Origin of the sequence: Pseudomonas sp. GD04091 (assembly GCF_029836165.1) — a bacterium.
Lineage (GTDB): Bacteria > Pseudomonadota > Gammaproteobacteria > Pseudomonadales > Pseudomonadaceae > Aquipseudomonas.
Genome location: NZ_JAOEBG010000013.1, coordinates 1 through 17852 on the forward strand (window position 1 = coordinate 1; position 17852 = coordinate 17852).

At 63.6% G+C, this 17852-nt stretch carries 12 protein-coding genes; 8 read left to right on the forward strand and 4 right to left on the reverse strand.

What is annotated here, in order from left to right:
• The first annotated feature begins 133 nt into the window (after positions 1-133).
• The 3 genes from mexE to N7422_RS16375 are packed head-to-tail and all read left to right on the forward strand — an operon-like array spanning position 134 to position 5979.
• Positions 134-1375, forward strand: coding sequence for a multidrug efflux RND transporter periplasmic adaptor subunit MexE (gene mexE / locus N7422_RS16365; RefSeq protein ID WP_279807496.1), 1242 nt, complete (start codon positions 134-136; stop codon positions 1373-1375).
• Between the two features lie 12 nt (positions 1376-1387).
• Positions 1388-4567 carry an efflux RND transporter permease subunit gene (locus N7422_RS16370; RefSeq protein ID WP_279807497.1) on the forward strand — a complete coding sequence of 1060 codons (3180 nt, stop codon included), beginning with the start codon at positions 1388-1390 and terminating at the stop codon, positions 4565-4567.
• Positions 4564-5979 (forward strand): TolC family protein, encoded by a 1416-nt coding sequence (locus N7422_RS16375; protein WP_279807498.1) that lies wholly within the window; start codon positions 4564-4566, stop codon positions 5977-5979. The genes N7422_RS16370 and N7422_RS16375 overlap by 4 nt, the downstream gene beginning before the upstream one ends.
• A gap of 143 nt (positions 5980-6122) precedes the next feature.
• Here N7422_RS16375 and N7422_RS16380 read toward each other — a convergent pair whose 3' ends face one another.
• From N7422_RS16380 to N7422_RS16395, 4 genes are all read right to left on the reverse strand, one after another.
• Positions 6123-8087 carry a hypothetical protein gene (locus tag N7422_RS16380; protein ID WP_279807499.1) on the reverse strand — a complete coding sequence of 655 codons (1965 nt, stop codon included), beginning with the start codon at positions 8085-8087 and terminating at the stop codon, positions 6123-6125.
• Entirely contained in the window at positions 8084-8731 is a 648-nt protein-coding gene (locus N7422_RS16385) for a hypothetical protein (RefSeq protein WP_279807500.1), read from the reverse strand. The genes N7422_RS16380 and N7422_RS16385 overlap by 4 nt, the downstream gene beginning before the upstream one ends.
• Positions 8728-10416, reverse strand: a complete 1689-nt coding sequence (locus tag N7422_RS16390; protein WP_279807501.1) for a VPA1262 family N-terminal domain-containing protein — start codon at positions 10414-10416, stop codon at positions 8728-8730. Before N7422_RS16390 ends, N7422_RS16385 begins: the two co-directional genes overlap by 4 nt.
• A gap of 250 nt (positions 10417-10666) precedes the next feature.
• The gene (locus N7422_RS16395; protein ID WP_279807502.1) at positions 10667-11146 is read right to left on the reverse strand and encodes a VOC family protein; all 480 of its coding nucleotides are present in this window, start codon (positions 11144-11146) and stop codon (positions 10667-10669) included.
• A 350-nt stretch (positions 11147-11496) separates the two neighbouring features.
• On the opposite strand from N7422_RS16395, the gene N7422_RS16400 reads away from it, so the two are divergent.
• From N7422_RS16400 to N7422_RS16420, 5 genes are all read left to right on the forward strand, one after another.
• The gene (locus N7422_RS16400; RefSeq protein WP_279807503.1) at positions 11497-11985 is read left to right on the forward strand and encodes a GNAT family N-acetyltransferase; all 489 of its coding nucleotides are present in this window, start codon (positions 11497-11499) and stop codon (positions 11983-11985) included.
• A 155-nt stretch (positions 11986-12140) separates the two neighbouring features.
• The gene (locus N7422_RS16405; protein WP_279807504.1) at positions 12141-12956 is read left to right on the forward strand and encodes a protein phosphatase 2C domain-containing protein; all 816 of its coding nucleotides are present in this window, start codon (positions 12141-12143) and stop codon (positions 12954-12956) included.
• A 248-nt stretch (positions 12957-13204) separates the two neighbouring features.
• A complete protein-coding gene (locus N7422_RS16410; protein ID WP_279807505.1) occupies positions 13205-15250 on the forward strand; it encodes a TonB-dependent receptor in 2046 nt (681 codons plus the stop codon).
• The gene (locus N7422_RS16415) at positions 15237-16520 is read left to right on the forward strand and encodes an extracellular solute-binding protein (RefSeq protein WP_279807506.1); all 1284 of its coding nucleotides are present in this window, start codon (positions 15237-15239) and stop codon (positions 16518-16520) included. The genes N7422_RS16410 and N7422_RS16415 overlap by 14 nt, the downstream gene beginning before the upstream one ends.
• 23 nt (positions 16521-16543) lie before the next feature.
• The gene (locus N7422_RS16420; RefSeq protein WP_279807623.1) at positions 16544-17839 is read left to right on the forward strand and encodes a di-heme oxidoredictase family protein; all 1296 of its coding nucleotides are present in this window, start codon (positions 16544-16546) and stop codon (positions 17837-17839) included.
• Positions 17840-17852: the final 13 nt, after the last annotated feature.

Sequence of the window (17852 nt, forward strand, 5' to 3'; positions counted from 1 at the left end):
ATCATGCGTCCGGATCAATGACGGCATCCGACATATCATTGCGCGTGATAATAACCTTCGCTCCATTCGATTCGTGCGCCACGCGCAAGGCACTCACACTCCGCCCACTACTAATACTTCGGCGGAGTTCTCCATGGATCACTCACTCAAACCCTTGCGCTTCCCCCTCGCTGCCCTGGCAGTGGTGGTGCTCAGCGCTTGCGGTCGCACCCCCGACGCTGTGCAGGCTCCCGCCGCGCCCAAGGTCAGCGTGGCCAAGGTCATCGAACAGCCGATCAACGAATGGGACGAGTTCACCGGCCGCCTGGAAGCGCCGGAAACCGTAGAGGTTCGCCCACGCGTTTCCGGCCAGATCGACCTGGTGGCGTTCACCGAAGGCGCCCAGGTGAAGAAAGGCGATCTGCTGTTCCAGATCGACCCACGCCCGTTCCAGGCTGAAGTACGCCGCCTCGAGGCCCAACTGCAACAGGCCAAGGCCACCGCCATCCGCAGCGCCAACGAAGCCCGCCGCGGCGAGCGTCTGCGCGACAGCAACGCCATCTCCGCCGAATTGGCCGAGTCGCGCAGCAGCGCCGCCGCCGAAGCCCGCGCCGGCGTCGACGCGATCCAGGCGCAACTGGACCTGGCCCGCCTGAACCTGAGCTTCACCCGCGTCACCGCGCCGATCAGCGGCCGTGTCAGCCGCGCCGAGTTCACCGCCGGCAACATCGTCACCGCCGATGTCACCCCGCTGACCAGCGTGGTCTCCACCGACAAGGTGTACGCCTACTTCGACGCCGACGAGCGCGTGTACCTCAAGTACACCCAGCTGGCCCGCGACGGCCAGCGCGGCCAGAGCACCCCGGTGTACCTGGGCCTGACCAACGAAGCCGGCAACCCGCACCTGGGCCAGATGAACTTCGTCGACAACCAGGTCAACCCGCGCACCGGCACCATCCGTGGCCGCGCTGTGTTCGACAACCGTGATGGCCAGTTCACCCCTGGTCTGTACGCACGCCTGAAGCTGGTCGGCAGCGCCCAGTACGACGCCGTGCTGATCAACGACGAAGCGGTCGGCACCGACCTTGGCAAGAAGTTCGTGCTGGTCATGGACAAGGACAACAAGGCCACCTACCGCGCCGTGGAACTGGGACCCAAGCTCGAAGGCCTGCGTATCGTGCGCAGTGGCCTGGGCAAGGATGACCGCATCGTGGTCAAGGGCCTGCAGCGCGTGCGTCCGGGCTCGCCGGTAACCCCCGAGGAAACGCCGATGGCTAGCGAGCAGACCCTTGCCGCCCTGGCCCAGCAGCGCCAGGCCCTGGAAGCCAGCAACCCGGCGCCGAAGGTGGCCGGCACCAATGAGAAAGTCGCCAGCGCCCAGGCGCCGCGCGGTTAAGGGACCACACCGATGAACTTTTCGAAATTCTTCATTACCCGGCCGATCTTCGCCGCGGTGCTGTCGCTGGTGCTGCTGATCGCGGGCTCCATCTCGCTGTTCCAGCTGCCGATCAGCGAATACCCCGAAGTGGTGCCGCCCACCGTGGTGGTGCGCGCCAACTTCCCCGGTGCCAACCCCAAGGTGATCGGCGAGACCGTCGCAGCGCCCTTGGAGCAGGCCATCACCGGTGTCGAGAACATGCTGTACATGTCCTCGCAGTCCACCGCCGACGGCAAGCTGACCCTGACCATCACCTTCGCCCTGGGCACCGACCTGGACAACGCGCAGGTACAGGTGCAGAACCGGGTGACCCGCACGCAGCCGAAGCTGCCTGAGGAAGTGACGCGGATCGGCATCACCGTCGACAAGGCCTCGCCCGACCTGACCATGGTCGTGCACCTGACCTCGCCGGACAACCGCTACGACATGCTCTACCTGTCCAACTACGCCATCCTCAACATCAAGGATGAGCTGGCGCGCCTGGGCGGCGTGGGCGACGTGCAGCTGTTCGGCATGGGCGACTACTCGCTGCGCGTGTGGCTCGACCCGAACAAGACCGCTTCGCGCAACCTGACCGCCAGCGACGTGGTCGCGGCGATCCGCGAGCAGAACCGCCAGGTCGCCGCCGGCCAACTGGGCGCCCCGCCCGCGCCGGGCTCGACCAGCTTCCAGCTGTCGATCAACACCCAGGGCCGCCTGGTCAATGAGGAGGAGTTCGAGAACATCATCATCCGCGCTGGCGCCGATGGCGAAATCACCCGCCTGAAGGACATCGCCCGAATCGAGCTCGGCTCCAGCCAGTACGCCCTGCGCTCGCTGCTGAACAACCAGCCGGCCGTGGCCCTCCCGATCTTCCAGCGTCCTGGCTCCAATGCCATCGAGATCTCCGACGAAGTCCGGGCGAAGATGGCCGAGCTGAAGAAGGACTTCCCGGAAGGCATGGACTACAGCATCGTCTATGACCCGACCGTGTTCGTCCGTGGCTCCATCGAAGCGGTGGTGCACACGCTGTTCGAAGCCCTGGTGCTCGTCGTGCTGGTGGTGATCCTGTTCCTGCAGACCTGGCGCGCCTCGATCATCCCGCTGCTGGCCGTGCCGGTATCGCTGATCGGCACCTTCGCGGTGATGCACCTGTTCGGCTTCTCGCTCAACGCGTTGTCGTTGTTCGGCCTGGTGCTGGCCATCGGTATCGTGGTGGACGACGCCATCGTCGTGGTGGAGAACGTCGAGCGCAATATCGGGCTCGGCCTGAAACCGCTCGAGGCCACGCAAAAAGCCATGAGCGAGGTGACCGGCCCGATCATCGCCACCGCCCTGGTGCTGTGCGCCGTGTTCGTGCCGGCAGCGTTCATCTCTGGCCTGACCGGGCAGTTCTACAAGCAGTTCGCCCTGACCATCGCCATCTCGACCGTGATCTCGGCGTTCAACTCGCTGACTCTGTCGCCGGCCCTGGCCGCCGTCTTGCTCAAGGAGCACCACGCGCCCAAGGACCGCTTCTCGCGCTTCCTGGAAAAACTGTTGGGTAGCTGGTTGTTCGCCCCGTTCAACCGCTTCTTCGACCGTGCCAGCCACAGCTACGTCGGTGGCGTGCGCCGGGTCATCCGCTCCAGCGGCATCGCCCTGTTCGTCTACGCCGGGCTGATGGGCCTGACCTACCTGGGCTTCTCGTCCACGCCAATGGGCTTCGTCCCGGCGCAGGACAAGCAGTACCTGGTGGCCTTCGCCCAACTGCCTGACGCGGCGAGCCTGGACCGCACCGAAGCGGTGATCAAGAAGATGAGCGAGATCGCCCTCAAGCAGCCTGGCGTTTCCGACTCGGTAGCCTTCCCGGGCCTGTCGATCAACGGCTTCACCAACAGCCCCAACAGCGGCATCGTGTTCACCCCGCTCAAGCCGTTCGACGAGCGCAAGGACCCGAGCCAGTCGGCGCAGGCCATCGCAGCCGCGTTGAATGCCCAGTTCGCCGATATCCAGGACGCCTACATCGCGATCTTCCCGCCACCGCCCGTGCAGGGCCTGGGCACCATCGGCGGCTTCCGCCTGCAGATCGAGGACCGTGGCAACCTGGGCTACGAGGCGCTGTACAAGGAAACCCAGAACATCATCACCAAGAGCCACGAGGTTCCGGAACTGGCAGGCCTGTTCACCAGCTACCAGGTCAACGTGCCGCAGGTCGATGCCGCCATCGACCGGGAAAAGGCCAAGACCCACGGCGTGGCGATCAGCGACATCTTCGAGACGCTGCAGGTCTACCTGGGCTCGCTGTACACCAACGACTTCAACCGCTTCGGCCGCACCTACCAGGTCAACGTCCAGGCCGAGCAGCAGTTCCGCCTCGACGCCGAGCAGATCGGTCAGCTCAAGGTGCGCAACAACCTGGGCGAGATGATTCCGCTGGCGACGTTCATCAAGGTCAGCGATACCTCCGGGCCTGACCGCGTCATGCACTACAACGGCTTCATCACCGCCGAGATCAACGGTGCCGCGGCGCCCGGCTACAGCTCCGGCCAGGCCGAGGCGGCGATCGAGAAACTGCTCAAGAAGGAACTGCCCAACGGCATGACCTTCGAGTGGACCGACCTGACCTACCAGCAGATTCTCTCGGGCAACACCGCGCTGTTCGTGTTCCCGCTCTGCGTGCTGCTGGCCTTCCTGGTGCTGGCCGCCCAGTACGAAAGCTGGAGCCTGCCGCTGGCGGTGATCCTGATCGTGCCGATGACCCTGCTGTCGGCCATCACCGGGGTGATCGTTTCCGGTGGCGACAACAACATCTTCACCCAGATCGGCTTGATCGTGCTGGTGGGCCTGGCGTGCAAGAACGCGATCCTGATCGTCGAGTTCGCCAAGGATGAGCAGGCCAAGGGCCTCGACCCGCTGGCTGCCGTGCTGGAAGCCTGTCGCCTGCGGTTGCGGCCGATCCTGATGACCTCGATCGCCTTCATCATGGGCGTGGTGCCGCTGGTGTTCTCCTCCGGCGCCGGTGCCGAGATGCGTCACGCCATGGGTGTGGCGGTGTTCTCGGGGATGATCGGGGTCACCGTGTTCGGCCTGTTCCTGACCCCGGTGTTCTTCTTCCTGATCCGCCGTTTCGTCGAGCGTCGCGAGGCCCGCAAGGCCGAGCACGTTGCCGCGCTGGAGAACCATGCATGAAGCTGCTCAAACCCCTGACCCCGAGCCTGCTGGCGCTGGCCCTGGCGGCCTGCGCCGTGGGCCCGGACTACAAGAGCCCGGACACCGAGCCGGCAAGGCTGGACAGCGGCCTGGAGGCTAAGGCCTTCGACCGCAGCCGCTTCGAGAGCGTGTGGTGGAAGCAGTTCGACGACCCGGTGCTCAACCAGCTGGTAACGGCGTCGCTGGACGGCAACCGTGACCTGCGTGTGGCCTTCGCCCGCCTGAAGGCGGCGCGGGCCATCCGCGAAGATGCGTCCAACGACCAGTTGCCGGTGGTCACCAGCCGCGCCAGCAGCGACATCGGCAAAGGCCAGGTCCCCGGCCAGACCGAGCGCCGGGTCAACAGCGAACGCTACGACCTGGGCCTGGACATGGCCTGGGAGCTCGACCTGTTCGGCCGCATCCAGCGCCAGATCGAAGCCAGCGAAGCCCAGGAAGAGGCCGCCGAGGCCGACCTGCAGCAACTGCAGGTGAGCCTGATCGCCGAATTGGTCGACGCCTACGGCCAGCTGCGCGGCGCCCAGTTGCGCGAACAGATCGCCGTGGCCAACCTCAAGACCCAGCAGGAATCGCGGGACATCACCGTGACCTTGCGTGACACCGGGGTCGGCAACGAACTCGATGTGGTCCGCGCCGACGCCCGCCTGGCGGGGGTCGAGGCCACCGTGCCGCAACTGCAGGCCGAACAGGTACGGGCGAAGAACCGCATCGCCACCCTGCTCGGCCAGCGCCCGGACGCCATGACGGTCGACCTGGCGCCCAAGGCCCTGCCGGCCATCGCCAAGGCCCTGCCGGTGGGCGACCCCGGCGAGCTGCTGCGCCGCCGCCCGGACATCCGCAGCGCCGAGCGCCAACTGGCCGCGGCCACCGCCAATGTCGGCGTGGCCACCGCCGACCTGTTCCCCCGGGTGAGCCTCAGCGGCTTCCTCGGCTTCACCGCCGCGCGCGGTTCGCAGATCGGCTCCTCGGCCGCCAACGCCTGGGCGCTGGGCCCGACCATCAGCTGGGCGGCATTCGACCTGGGCAGCGTGCGGGCCCGCCTGCGTGGCGCCAAGGCCGAGGCCGACGGCGCCCTGGCCAGCTACGAGCAACAGGTGCTGCTGGCCCTGGAAGAGTCGGCCAATGCCTTCAGCGACTATGGCAAGCGTCAGCAGCGCCTGCTGGCGCTGATGCGCCAGAGCGAGGCCAGCCGCAAGGCAGCCGAGCTGGCCTCGGTGCGCTATCGCGAGGGCACGGTGGATTACCTGGTGCTGCTCGATGCCGAGCGCGAGCGCCTGAGCGCCGAGGATGCCCAGGCCCAGGGCGAGGTCGAGCTGTACAGCGGGATCGTGGCGATCTACAAGGCCCTCGGCGGTGGCTGGCAACCCGAGGTGATGGCCAGCGCGCGATGATCGCCCAATGAATTGAAGGCTCCTTTGGTTGGTTCCTCCCCCAACCACTTTGCCCCGCAGGCCTTGGTCCGCGGGGCTTTTTTATAAAGCATGTAGCAAGACGACGAGCACGCTGAAGGTTCTAGGTATCCGCGGCGCCACCATCAGCCAAAGGAAACCAGCTTGCTCAAGTTCTCGTTGAGCCCTTGGCTTAAAGGGAACTTCATGGGCTGGAGATTGTGCAGCCTGTTTGCATGCTCCAATGCCTGCTCGAGCCGAATTTGCGCGCAATCCAAAGCTTGCTGTATCACCGCAGTCGGCACGTTATTTCTCAAGAGCAGATCGATGAGTTTCACGAAAGCGATCGAGTCTTCATGAAACGCTTTCAAGCAGCCCTCGACCGTTGGCTGTGTGTCAACGGCCAGGTTGTACGTACCCTTGTTCAATGGCGGTGCCCAGAACACCCTGCGTAGCGCGAGCTCGATGCGTGCACGGTCCCAGTATTGCCTGTCGAACGTCTGAATCGATCGCATTTCCTCACAGGCACGGAACAAATCCATGAACAGTTTCGTCGATGTATCGTCATTCGAAGCAGCGCCCGCGCCGCTGACAATGTAATCAAGTATCGAGAGCCCGAGGTCGAAGGCCACGACCGTCAGATGTTCTGCAGAGGCTCGCTTACGCCAGCCGCTCTCGTCGTCAGGGTCACCGAACTCGGTAATCTCGCGAAGTACAAGTGTCCGCTCCCACAGGGACACCCAGTTTTCGTGAGGAGCACTTGAATACACGAACGGTAAGGCGAGCAAACGACTCGCCAACAGATTGCGACGCGCCTGCCTGGCCATGAAGTCGGCGGCCTGGGACTCTAACGAGCGACCTGCCGTCTGCGACCAGCTGTCTGCGTCTATATCCCAATCGGTGAGTACTTCTGCAGCAGCCGGAAAATCGCCATGTCCTTCGACCGCCAGCCAGGTTCTGAGGGCGCGATAGCGCCAAGCAATCTCGTGCTCAGGGTCCTCATGGGGCGCCACCCCAGGATTGAGACGCGCGGCGTGGGGGCCGATCGCAAGAATGAGCGACGTATAAACATGGATGGGGGAAGGGGTTTGCTGGCTACTTGGGTCATCCTGAGCAATAGCCCTCTTGATCAGTAATGCTCCCCACTGGGTAATCAACCACGGAAAGTCATCACGCCGAGCCAGGGTTTCGATGATCAGACGACTGAAACTGTCCATTTCGTCAAGCAGTTGATCTTTCTCGGCAGAGGGCTTCTGCCTGGTGACTTCCGACATACCTTGGACTTGTTGTCGCAAGGCGATGTCGAGCAGGAGAATGACGCCAAGGTCTCCATTCCAAATGCCATCCACCGTAAAGCTGGGGGGCGTGCTTTCCAATACCTTCCTCCACTGGCTGAAAGACTGATCGGTTCGCCCTGCCAGCAGTGCCGCCTGAACCGCGTTGGGCTCGGGAAACACGTTCAGCATCTGGGTGTACGTCTCCAGATCAAGGTAGGAAAGAATCTCGAACTCCATTCTGTTCCACAGGTGCCAATAGTGGTCTTCTGCCGCCCAGAGGTGATGCGACCAAACCGCTGTCAGCGATTTCTCCTCCTGCCAGACCTCCCGGGATGCCAGATATGATTCTCGGGCTTTTTGGCCGCATAGCGGGCCCTCGGTCGCGGCCTGGTTCAGAGAGGCCGTCATCAGCGATATGAATGGCTGCGCCCAGTCCGGCTCTACTCGCACTTGTGCCACCAGCGCCAGCGGGAGAATAAATCCTACTCGACCATGCGATGCGCAGATGCCCGACACGGATCGCCAGGTATCCAGTGCCGGATACCGTGCCAATGCCTTAATGCAGGCAAGCGCCAGCAGCAAATACTCTGCAAAATTGCATATGTTGGACTCTCGACCATCGCTGATGGATCGGAGGTCACACTCCAGCCGTTCTATCAGCGCCTGCGGGGACTGCTCTGCGCGCGTATGGAAGTGAGCAATCGACTCCACGCAGGCCTCGAACACCTCGGTACTCAGCGCTTCAGATTCGACGATGAAATCCTGAAACCCGGAAATGACGTCCTCATCTTCAGGACCGTTACGATACTGGAAACGCTCAGCAAGCCACTTCATCTTCTTTTCCCAACTTTCTCGTCATGGTCCCAGGCAAGACAGAAGAACTCTGCTGCCCCATGCTCGGCTGCCGACCAGCCTCGCGTGGTCGCGTTTACCTGGCGGTGCAACCCTCCCACAGCCGCACCGAAATGCCACAGTTCATCATCGACAATAGCGAAACGATCATGGACGTAGGGGAAGTTCGTTTGCAGCGAAAATCGCACGTCTATCTTGCATCGCTCGTTCCGTCTGAACGAATTTATCCTCTGGGTGCGTTCGTCGAATGCCTCCTTGTATACAGCATCCACGTCCTTCCCCGCACTTTTGGTTAGCAGTCGAATGTCACTAGCCGCCATGCCTATCGGAAACCATTCCAACAGTTGTTCAAGCTTGTCGACTTCCATCTCGCCAGAGGCTTTGAATAAATAGTCATCCAGCAACCAGACACGCATCCGCGCCTCGGCGATGGCCTGTACGAAAGAAGAAAGGGGTTGCAAACGCGTTGCGCTATGTCGCGCCTTGATCGCCTGCAACTCAGGAAACCTGCTGGCATCGTCCATGCCCCACAGGCTCGGCCAGAGCATTTGCTTGTCCTTGACGAACGGCTCAATCGGCGGTTCCACAATGAAGCGGGGGGCGTTATCTAACATTGACTTGCTCACGCGCCTCCTGTCCGCTTCGCACGATCATCGAAATCGCGAAGATACTTCTCGAAGGAGGGAGCACTCTTGGTCAATGCGAGCAATTGCTGAATGACCTCATCCGCGTTCGGCACCTTGAGTATCAAGGCGGGGGCATCGCCTAAAGAACTGAAGGAGTGGCCCATGAACCAGACGTCGTCGTCCACGACAAGAAAACGGTCATGCAACTTGGTCCTCCGGCCTGTGAGCACATAAGCCTGCATCTCTCCACGAAGCAGATTTTTGGTTTCGTTCAAGATCGTTTTAAATTTTTGGAGCTTCGCTGATGAGTTCTGTTTCTTCCGTTTTTCCCTCAGTTGCTCATACTCCTCAAGCGTCATGTCCTTTCGTACGCTGTCTTTCGAAGGTGTGCCCAGGTCATCGAATGCGGTTCGAGATGTGATCACGATGACGTTCACCTGCTGGCTGCTCACCTTCGGCACAAATTGAGCGATCTGCAGAGCCCCGAAATAAGGATCCGCCATGATGACGCGCCGGCGGGCATGCTCTATCCGGTCATGAATGAAGTCAATCGCCGCCTCGCGCTCATCATCGCCAAACCAGCGCTGGTCAAAACGCTTCGTCTCATCTTGCTGCCGGCGGCGCTCAGCGGCCTCTGCGACACGCATCGATGACGAGACGGCCACCTCTCCCCAGGTAGAGGGTGCAAGCGGTTCATTGCGATGACGCAGATAGGATTTCACTGGAGCGCCGAACTTGTCACGCACGGGCACAGCCACTTTTGTTGGCGAGGACATGACGTTCATTTGCAAGTTCATGCGTCGCAGGTAGTTGGAAAGGGGCTGGTACGCCAGCAGTTTATGCACCTTGTGGCTGATCAGAAATCCGCTACTTGCCGTTTCCGAGGCCCGATCATGCAGCACGACCCCATCTTCCGGAATGTCACACGTATAAAAACGACTGAGCAGATTCGCACTTCTCTCAAAAAATGTGATCTGCAGATCGCTTAGGCTTTTCCCCGTTCTGGCAACGAGTCTGATACACGCCTTTTCCGCACTGTCAGGTGTAGCCGGAACCAAGTAATTGTCGATACGCTCTATGACAGGGTCGGGAACAATCAGTGCCAACGAACCTAGGTACTCGCTATATTCTTCGATATTGAAATGAATGCGACGCTGCAGAAAACGAATGCACTCCTTGTCCTTGAGTACGGCCTCAAAGCCATTGCCACCACCAAACCGCCTATGCACCCTGGCCCCTGCATCCCCTCGAAAAGGAGCGGGATCCTCCCGCCCGGTCAGACCAGAAAAGATTTCCCCGGTAAAGGGAATACCCAGCTCCGGCCACACCGGATTATCTTCGAATCCTGTGCAATCCACGGGCACACCATCGAATTCTCTTTTAATTGCTTCCTGCTGCATGGGCACAGGCGTTTTGAAATTCCCTGGCGCAGCCGAACGGTACCATCGGAGCGCAGCCTCGGCGGTCATGACGACGCGACGAAAATATACTTTTGCTTTTCCGCCACGAAGCGGCCAGGTCTCGATCCCGGTCATGCCTTTCTCCGGTGAACGGCCGGATGCCAACAGGGAGACACTACCGAACAAGAGCTTGGCGGGTACATCGGAGGTCGCTTGAAAAGTCGTCAGCCTAACGACTGCATAAGTGTATTCACGAGCAAGTTCACGGACATCGACAGTCTTCAAGCAACCACTCCATGGAAATAATATGGCAATTGGCCTTCAGCCTCACAGAGCGCCCCACGGCAAGTCAAGCCAAACCGTCGGTCTCTGCAGGCTTAAAGCGCTGACGCCATTCTGCTTCGAGGCTGTTTGCGTCGACATCCTGCCCCTGCGCATAAACACGCTAACCGAGAGAAAAACGCCCTCGACAACTGGCGATGGAATCGAGAAAGCCATACCCGCGCCCAGAGGCTGCTAATTGCCCCAGCAGCATTCACCCCTTGATGGCTTTCTCGATGGCGGCGATATCGATCTTGCCCATCGTCATCATGGCCTCGAACGCCCGCTTGGCAGCCGCACGATCGGGGCTGGCGACAGCCTCGGTGAGGACGCGCGGGCTGATCTGCCACGACAGCCCCCACTTGTCCTTGCACCAGCCACACACACTCTCCTGCCCGCCGTTGTCGACGATGGCATGCCAGTAACGGTCGGTTTCCTCCTGGCTGTCGGTAGCCACCTGGAAGGAGAACGCCTCGCTATGGGTGAAGGCCTTGCCGCCGTTCAGGCCGATGCAGGGAATGCCCATCACGGTGAACTCGACCGTGATCACATCGCCCGCCTTGCCCGACGGATAATCAGCGGGGGCCTTGTGCACGGCAGTCACCTGGCTGTCCGGAAAGGTCTGGGCGTAGAAGCTGGCCGCCTCCTCGGCATCGTGATCGAACCAGAGGCAGATGCTGTTCTTCGGGGTCATCGTCATGGCTCCTGTGGCTGCACACTGCCACCGAGTCTAGCCCCGCAGTCCGCCCGGCTTGCGGGCCTGCGATCAACGGAGGGTCAACTGCCTTGCGCAAAACCGCTCAACTGAGTGTTTTCCCTGTGGGCCGGGCTGGACCGCAAAGCAAGCGACGCGGTGCCTGGCACCGGCTTCGCCGGTGTTCGCGGCGCAAGTTGCTGCAACCTCACAGGCGCTGCAAGGCTCCCGACGAACAGGCGAACGCCCGGACCAGCAAGCGCACTGTATGCCGCGTTTGCCGGCCATCTGTATCTGACGCTCGGTCGCCGGCGGATCTAGCATCGAAATCCCGATCCAAGGTGCCCGCCATGAACGATTTCCCTGCCACGCTCGACCTGCACGGCCTGGCCATGCGCCCACTGCAACCCAGCGACCTGGAGATGATCTGCGCCCAGCGCGAGGCCATGTTCCTCGAGGCCGGCGGCGATCCTGCGCGCTTGCGCACCATGAGCGAACACTTCCGCCCGTGGCTGCGACCTCGCCTGGCCGATGGTCGCTACCACGGTTTCGCGCTGCTGGACGCGGGCCTGGCCGTGGCGGCGATCGGGCTGATGGAGATCGAGTGGCCGCCCCACCCCGCCCACCCGAGGGAGGACCGCCGCGGCTATGTGCTCAACGTCTACGTCGAGCCCTCTCATCGCCGCCGGGGCCTGGCCTCGAGCCTGATGCGCCTGGCCGAGGCCGAGTTCATTCGCCGGGGCGTGGGCTTTGCCGTGCTGCATGCGACCGAGGTCGGCAGGCCGGTTTATGCCGGGCTTGGCTGGACGGCCACCACGGAGATGGCGAAGGTCCTGTGAGACCCTGACAGTTTTGCCAGTTGCGCACACCAGGCCACGCTTGCAAAGTCATCGCAGGGCCACACGGGGTGCTTGGGTTTGACGTGTGCCGGCATAACGTTCAAGGTCAGGGGCTGCGCCCCCCCCCAACGACCCGACACAGCATGGAGCCCGAGATGCATTTCGACCTGATCCAGACCCTGAGCCTGGCTGGCAAGCCCGGTGTCCCCAACGATGACCGCATCGGTTGCGCCGACCGTCATGCCTGGGTCATCGACGGCGCCACCGACCTGGGGGAGCCCGGATTGCTGGGGGAGCGTGGCGGCGCGGCCTGGCTTTCGTCGACGGCGCAACGGGCGTTCGCGGCCGCGTCGGGTTCGTTGTCCGATATCTGCCAGAACGTGTTCGCCAGCATTGCCAAGGCTTACGAGCATGATTGTCGGCGCGAGCCGTTCGGTAGCTGGGAGCTACCGCGCGCCGCCTTTGCCGCAGTCGCCCTGGAAGGCGACGAGCTGGTCTGCGCGCATCTGGCCGACTGCGTGGTGCTGCATCGCGGCACAGAAGGCGTACGGTTCCTTACCCCAGCGCCGGATCACGACGACGAATGCGCCGCCGCTGCCGCCCTAGGTGCCGGGATTGGCGCTCATGGCGTGCGCCCGCCTGCCGTGCTGGAAGACCGTCGCGCTGCGCGCATGCGCGCTCGGGAGGTCCTCAGCGTCGATGCCGTCTGCGCCGGTGAGAACACCTGCCACACACGCCACCCTGTCTCACAGGGTGACGATATCGTGCTGATGAGCGATGGCCTGGCGGCGCTGCTCTCGCCCTACCAGGTCCTCGGGCCCGAAGCGTTCATCGATCAGTTGCTGTCCAACGGACTGGACGACCTGGCCCGCCGGCTGCGCGCCATCGAGCAAGAGGATGCCGCCTGCCTGCGTTACCCGCGCTTCAAGAAGAGCGACGATGCCTCGGCGATCTGGTTGCGTGTCGCCTGAGGCGTCCATCCGAACGCACCCCACCCCATTCAATCGATATATATTTTTGTATACACCGTTGATTCCAATCGTCAGTCGGCGCTAGGATTGCCAGGCTTGGCAACGCTCCCTAGACCTGTCAAGTGAAATCAAGCCCGTCGATGCCCTGGGGAGGGTGAGTCGACGGGCTTTTTATCGCCTATCGCTGTATATAAAAATCTATAACGAGGCCGCACGCCGTAACCGGCATGGCCCAGCAAGGAGCCGACATGAAGTCGCTAGCCCCCCGCCTGTCCCTGGCCGCGCTCGCCGCCATGGCCACCTCTGCGGCGTTCGCCGACGAACAGGAAAAACCATTCACCCTCGGTGAAATCCGCATTTCCGCGCCGCAGGACGACAAGCTGGCCACCGGCAACTCGGTGGTCGAGGCTGCCGACATGCGCCTGCACGACCGTGAAACCGTGGACAAAGCCCTCGCCCTGGCCCCCGGCGTCAACCTCGCCTACATGGGCGGACGGGCCGAACAGGTGGTCTTCGTGCGCGGCTTCGACCGCCTGCAGGTGCCGGTGTTCATCGACGGCATTCCCACCTACGTGCCCTACGACGGCAACATCGACCTGGGCCGCTTCACCACCTACGACCTGTCGCGCGTCGAAGTCGCCAAGGGCTTCGCCTCGCTGCTGTATGGCCCCAACACTCTGGGCGGCGCCATCAACCTGGTCACCCGCCGCCCGACCCAGGCCTTCGAAGGCGAGGTGGGCGGCGGCCTGGAGCTGACCGACCACGGCAACGTCAATGCCTACCGCAGCTACGTCAACGCCGGCTCCAACCAGGGCAACTGGTGGATGCAAGGTGGCGTGTCCTACGTCGACTACGACTACACCCTGCTACCCGACGACTTCAAGCCGACCAACAACCAGCAGGGCGAAGGCCGCCGGGAGAACAGCGACAAGCGCGACGGCAAGTTCAGCTTCAAGCTCGGCCTGACCCCCAACGACACCGATGAGTACGTGCTTGGCTATGTCCAGCAGCAAGGCCGCAAGGGTCAGCCGCCCTATGCCGGCGACCTGCCCGCCAGCGGGCAGCGCAAACGCTGGTGGGAGTGGCCGACCTGGGACAAGAGCAGCCTGTTCCTGGCCACCAACACCCGCTTCGGCGAGCATGGCCTGAAGACCCGGGTCTACCACGACACCTTCAAGAATTCGCTGGAGAGTTTCGTCTACAACAACGGCATCGTCGGCCCGTTGCAAGCGGGCTTCCCCAGCAAGTACGACGACGAATCCAGCGGTTTCTCCCTCGAAGGCGACCTGGCCCTGACAGCCAGCAACCGCCTGGGCATCGCCTACCACTTCAAGGAGGATGTGCACCGCTCCCGTGATGGCGGCGACCCGTGGACCCATTTCCGCGACCAGACCCAGTCCATCGCCCTGGAGGACACCTGGAAGCTCGACGAAGTGTTCAGCGTGGTCGGCGGCGTGTCGTACAACTACCGCAAGAGCCTGGATGCCGAGAACTTCGGCACCAACGCGGCCTCGCCCCGGGTCAAGACCCTGTACGACGAACCCACCGGCAGCGACGATGCGGTCAATGCCCAGTTGGGTCTGTTCATGAACACAGGCCCCCTGCTGGCCATCGACCACGACGGCCAGGTGCGCCTGACCGTGGCGCGCAAGAGCCGCTTCGCCACCATCAAGGACCGCTACTCGACCCGCTTCGGCACGGTGATCCCCAGCCCGGACCTGAAATCCGAACGCGCCACGCACTACGAGCTGGGCTACGCCGGTTCGCTGGGTAGCCTGTGGTCGCTGGATGCCGCGCTGTTCGTCAGCGAGATCGAGGATTCCATCCAGCAGGTCACGGTGGCGCCGCAGCCCGGCTGCGCGGCGCCCTGCGGGCAGTACCAGAACATCGCCAAGGCTCGCAACCAAGGCGTGGAGCTGGGCCTGAAGAGCGATATCGGCGACTGGCAGCTGGGCGCCAGCTACACCTACCTGGACCGCCAGAACCGCAGCAACCCGGACATCCGCCCGGTGGATACCCCGCGCCACAACCTGTTCGCCTCGGCCACCTGGAACCAGGGGGCCTGGCGCCATACCGGCAGCGTCGAGGCCGCCTCGCGCCGCTACAGCGCCTCGGACGGCACCCAGACCGCCAATGGGTACGCCGTCTACAACCTCAAGACCGGCTACACCTTCGCCAACGATCTGCGCATCGAGGCCGGCGTGCGCAACTTGCTCGACCGTCTCTACGCGTACACCGAGGGCTATCCGGAAATGGGCCGCAACTACTTCGTGCAGTTCAATGTGCCGCTGTAAGCCATGGCTGCTGGCCCTCGCCCTGTGGGCCGGGGCCGCGCAGGCGCAGCCGGTGGTGGTGCTGACCAGCTATCCCGAGGCGATGATGACCCGCTTCGAGGACGCCTTCGCCCAGGCCCACCCCGAACACCGTCTGCACCTGATCTGGCGCCAGGGCTTCGATGCCCTGCCCTTCCTGCTGCAGCCCGACCAGGGCGGCGTCGATGTGTACTGGGCGCCGTCGCCCGGCAACTTCGCTCGGCTGGCCCAGGGCGGTGGCTGGCAACCGCTGGGCATCGACCTCGACGGGCTGCCGGCGAAGATCGGCGGCATGCCTTTGCGCGACCGCGATCGACACTACCAGGCCACCGAGCTGGCAGGTTACGGCTTCGCCACCAACCCGGCGCTGTTGCGCCGACTGGGGCTGTCGCCACCGAAGGACTGGTCCGACCTGCTCGACCCACGCCTGCGCGCACGCATCGCCCTGCCCGACCCCGGCCGGGTCGGCTTTGCCCCGGTAATGCTCGATATCGTCCTCGATGCCTACGGCTGGGACCGCGGCTGGGCACTGTGGAGCGAACTGGCCGGACAGTCGCGGCTGGTCAGCCGGGGTGGCACGCTGGTGACCGACGAGGTCACCAGCGGTCGTGTCGCGGTGGGGCTGTCCATCGACTTCTTCGTCGCCTCGGCGATCGCCAATGGCGAAGACGTAGGCTTCGTCTATCCGCGCCATGGCGGGCTCAACCCCGCCCACATCGCGATCACCGCCAAGGCCCGGCATGTACAGGGCGCACGGGATTTCGCGGCCTTCGTGCTGTCGCCGGACGGCCAGAAACTGCTGGCCGACCCGGAGATCCGCAAGCTGCCGGCGCGCCCGAGCGTGTACGCCCAATTGTCCGGTGCCTACCACGACCCATTCGCCGCCGCGCGCCAGGGCGCCTACCGCTACGGCAACGACGCCTCGCGCGAACGGCTGGGGTTGGTCAGTTCGGTCTTCAGCCAGTGGCTGGCCCTGCCGCACGAACGGCTGAGCGGCTTGTGGGCGCGCGTTCACGCGGGCGAGGCCGCCGGTCACGATCTGCAGGCCGTGCGTGAACAGCTTACTCGACCACCGCTCACCTCGGCACAAGCACACTCGCCCGCGCTGCTGACGCTGTTCGCCCAGCGCCAGGACCGTGGATCGCAGGCATCACCCACGGACGCACTGGGGCGCCGCGAAATCGACTGGCAGTTCCAGGCCGCGCTGCACTTCACAGAGGCCGAACGGTTGCTCGACGGGATGGGGCTGTGAAGCGTCTGCGTATCGCGTTGCTAATGTTGCTGGGTACGAGTGGGCACGTCTGTGCGCAAGCCCCCCGCATGGCGTTCGCCCAGCCCATGCCCGGCCTGGTCGAGGATGCGCAGCTGGAGCGGTTCTTTCGTGGTCGTGGCCTGTTCCACCAGGCCTGGGTGATCGCGCCGTCGCTGGACACCGCGGTCGACGGCCTGGGCCCGTTGTACAACCGCATCACCTGCATCGCCTGCCATCCGCGCAATGGCCGGGGCCAGGCGCCCGCACAACCCGACGAGCCGATGCGCAGCATGTTGGTGCGGCTGTCGGTCGAGGGCCTCGGCGAACACGGCGAACCCGCGCCCCACCCGCTCTATGGCGACCAGCTCAACGAGCAGGGGATTCCCGGTGTGCCCGGCGAAGGCCGGGCGCTGCTCGACTGGGAGGAACATCCGTTGCCGCTGGGCGACGATGAAACGGTCATGCTGCGCAAACCGGCCCTGCGCTTCGAGGCATTGGCCTACGGCCTGCCGGGGCCGGTACGCACCTCCGCCCGGGTGGCGCCGCCGGTATTCGGCCTGGGACTGCTCGAAGCCATCGAGGCCAGTACCTTGCAAGCGCTGGCCGATGCGCCGAAACCCGACGGAGTGAAAGGCCGGATCAACCAAGTGTGGAGCGTCGAGCGCAAGCGCCTGGAGCCTGGTCGCTTCGGCCTCAAGGCCAACCAGCCTGACCTCAGGCAGCAGATCGCCAGCGCCATGCACGGTGACCTGGGGATTACCTCGCCACTGTATCCGCAGCAGAACTGCACCTCGCTGCAGCGTGCCTGCCGGCAGGCACCCGTCGGCGGCGAGCCGGAACTCGATGGCCTGCAACTGAGCGACCTGCATTACTACTTCGCCCACCTCGCGGTCCCTGCACGGCGTGATCGCGACAAACCCGAGGTGATCGAGGGTGAGCGGTTGTTCGCCGCTCTCGGTTGCGTCGCCTGCCACACGCCTTCGGTGCAGACTGGCGAACACCCGGATTTTCCCTCGCTGCCCCGTCAACGCATCGAGCCCTACAGCGACTTGCTGCTGCATGACATGGGCGAGGGCCTGGCCGACGGACGCGAGGACTTTCGCGCCAGCGGACGCGAATGGAGGACGCCACCGCTGTGGGGGCTCGGGCTGAGCCAGACGGTCGCGCCCGGCAGTGGCTACCTGCATGATGGCCGGGCCCGGAGCCTGAGCGAGGCGATCCTCTGGCACGGCGCAGAGGCCGAGGCGGCCCGCGAACGCTACCGCCAGCTGCCTCGTACGGCACGCCAGGCGCTGGAAGCGTTTCTGATGTCGCTCTAGGCATTGCATGAAA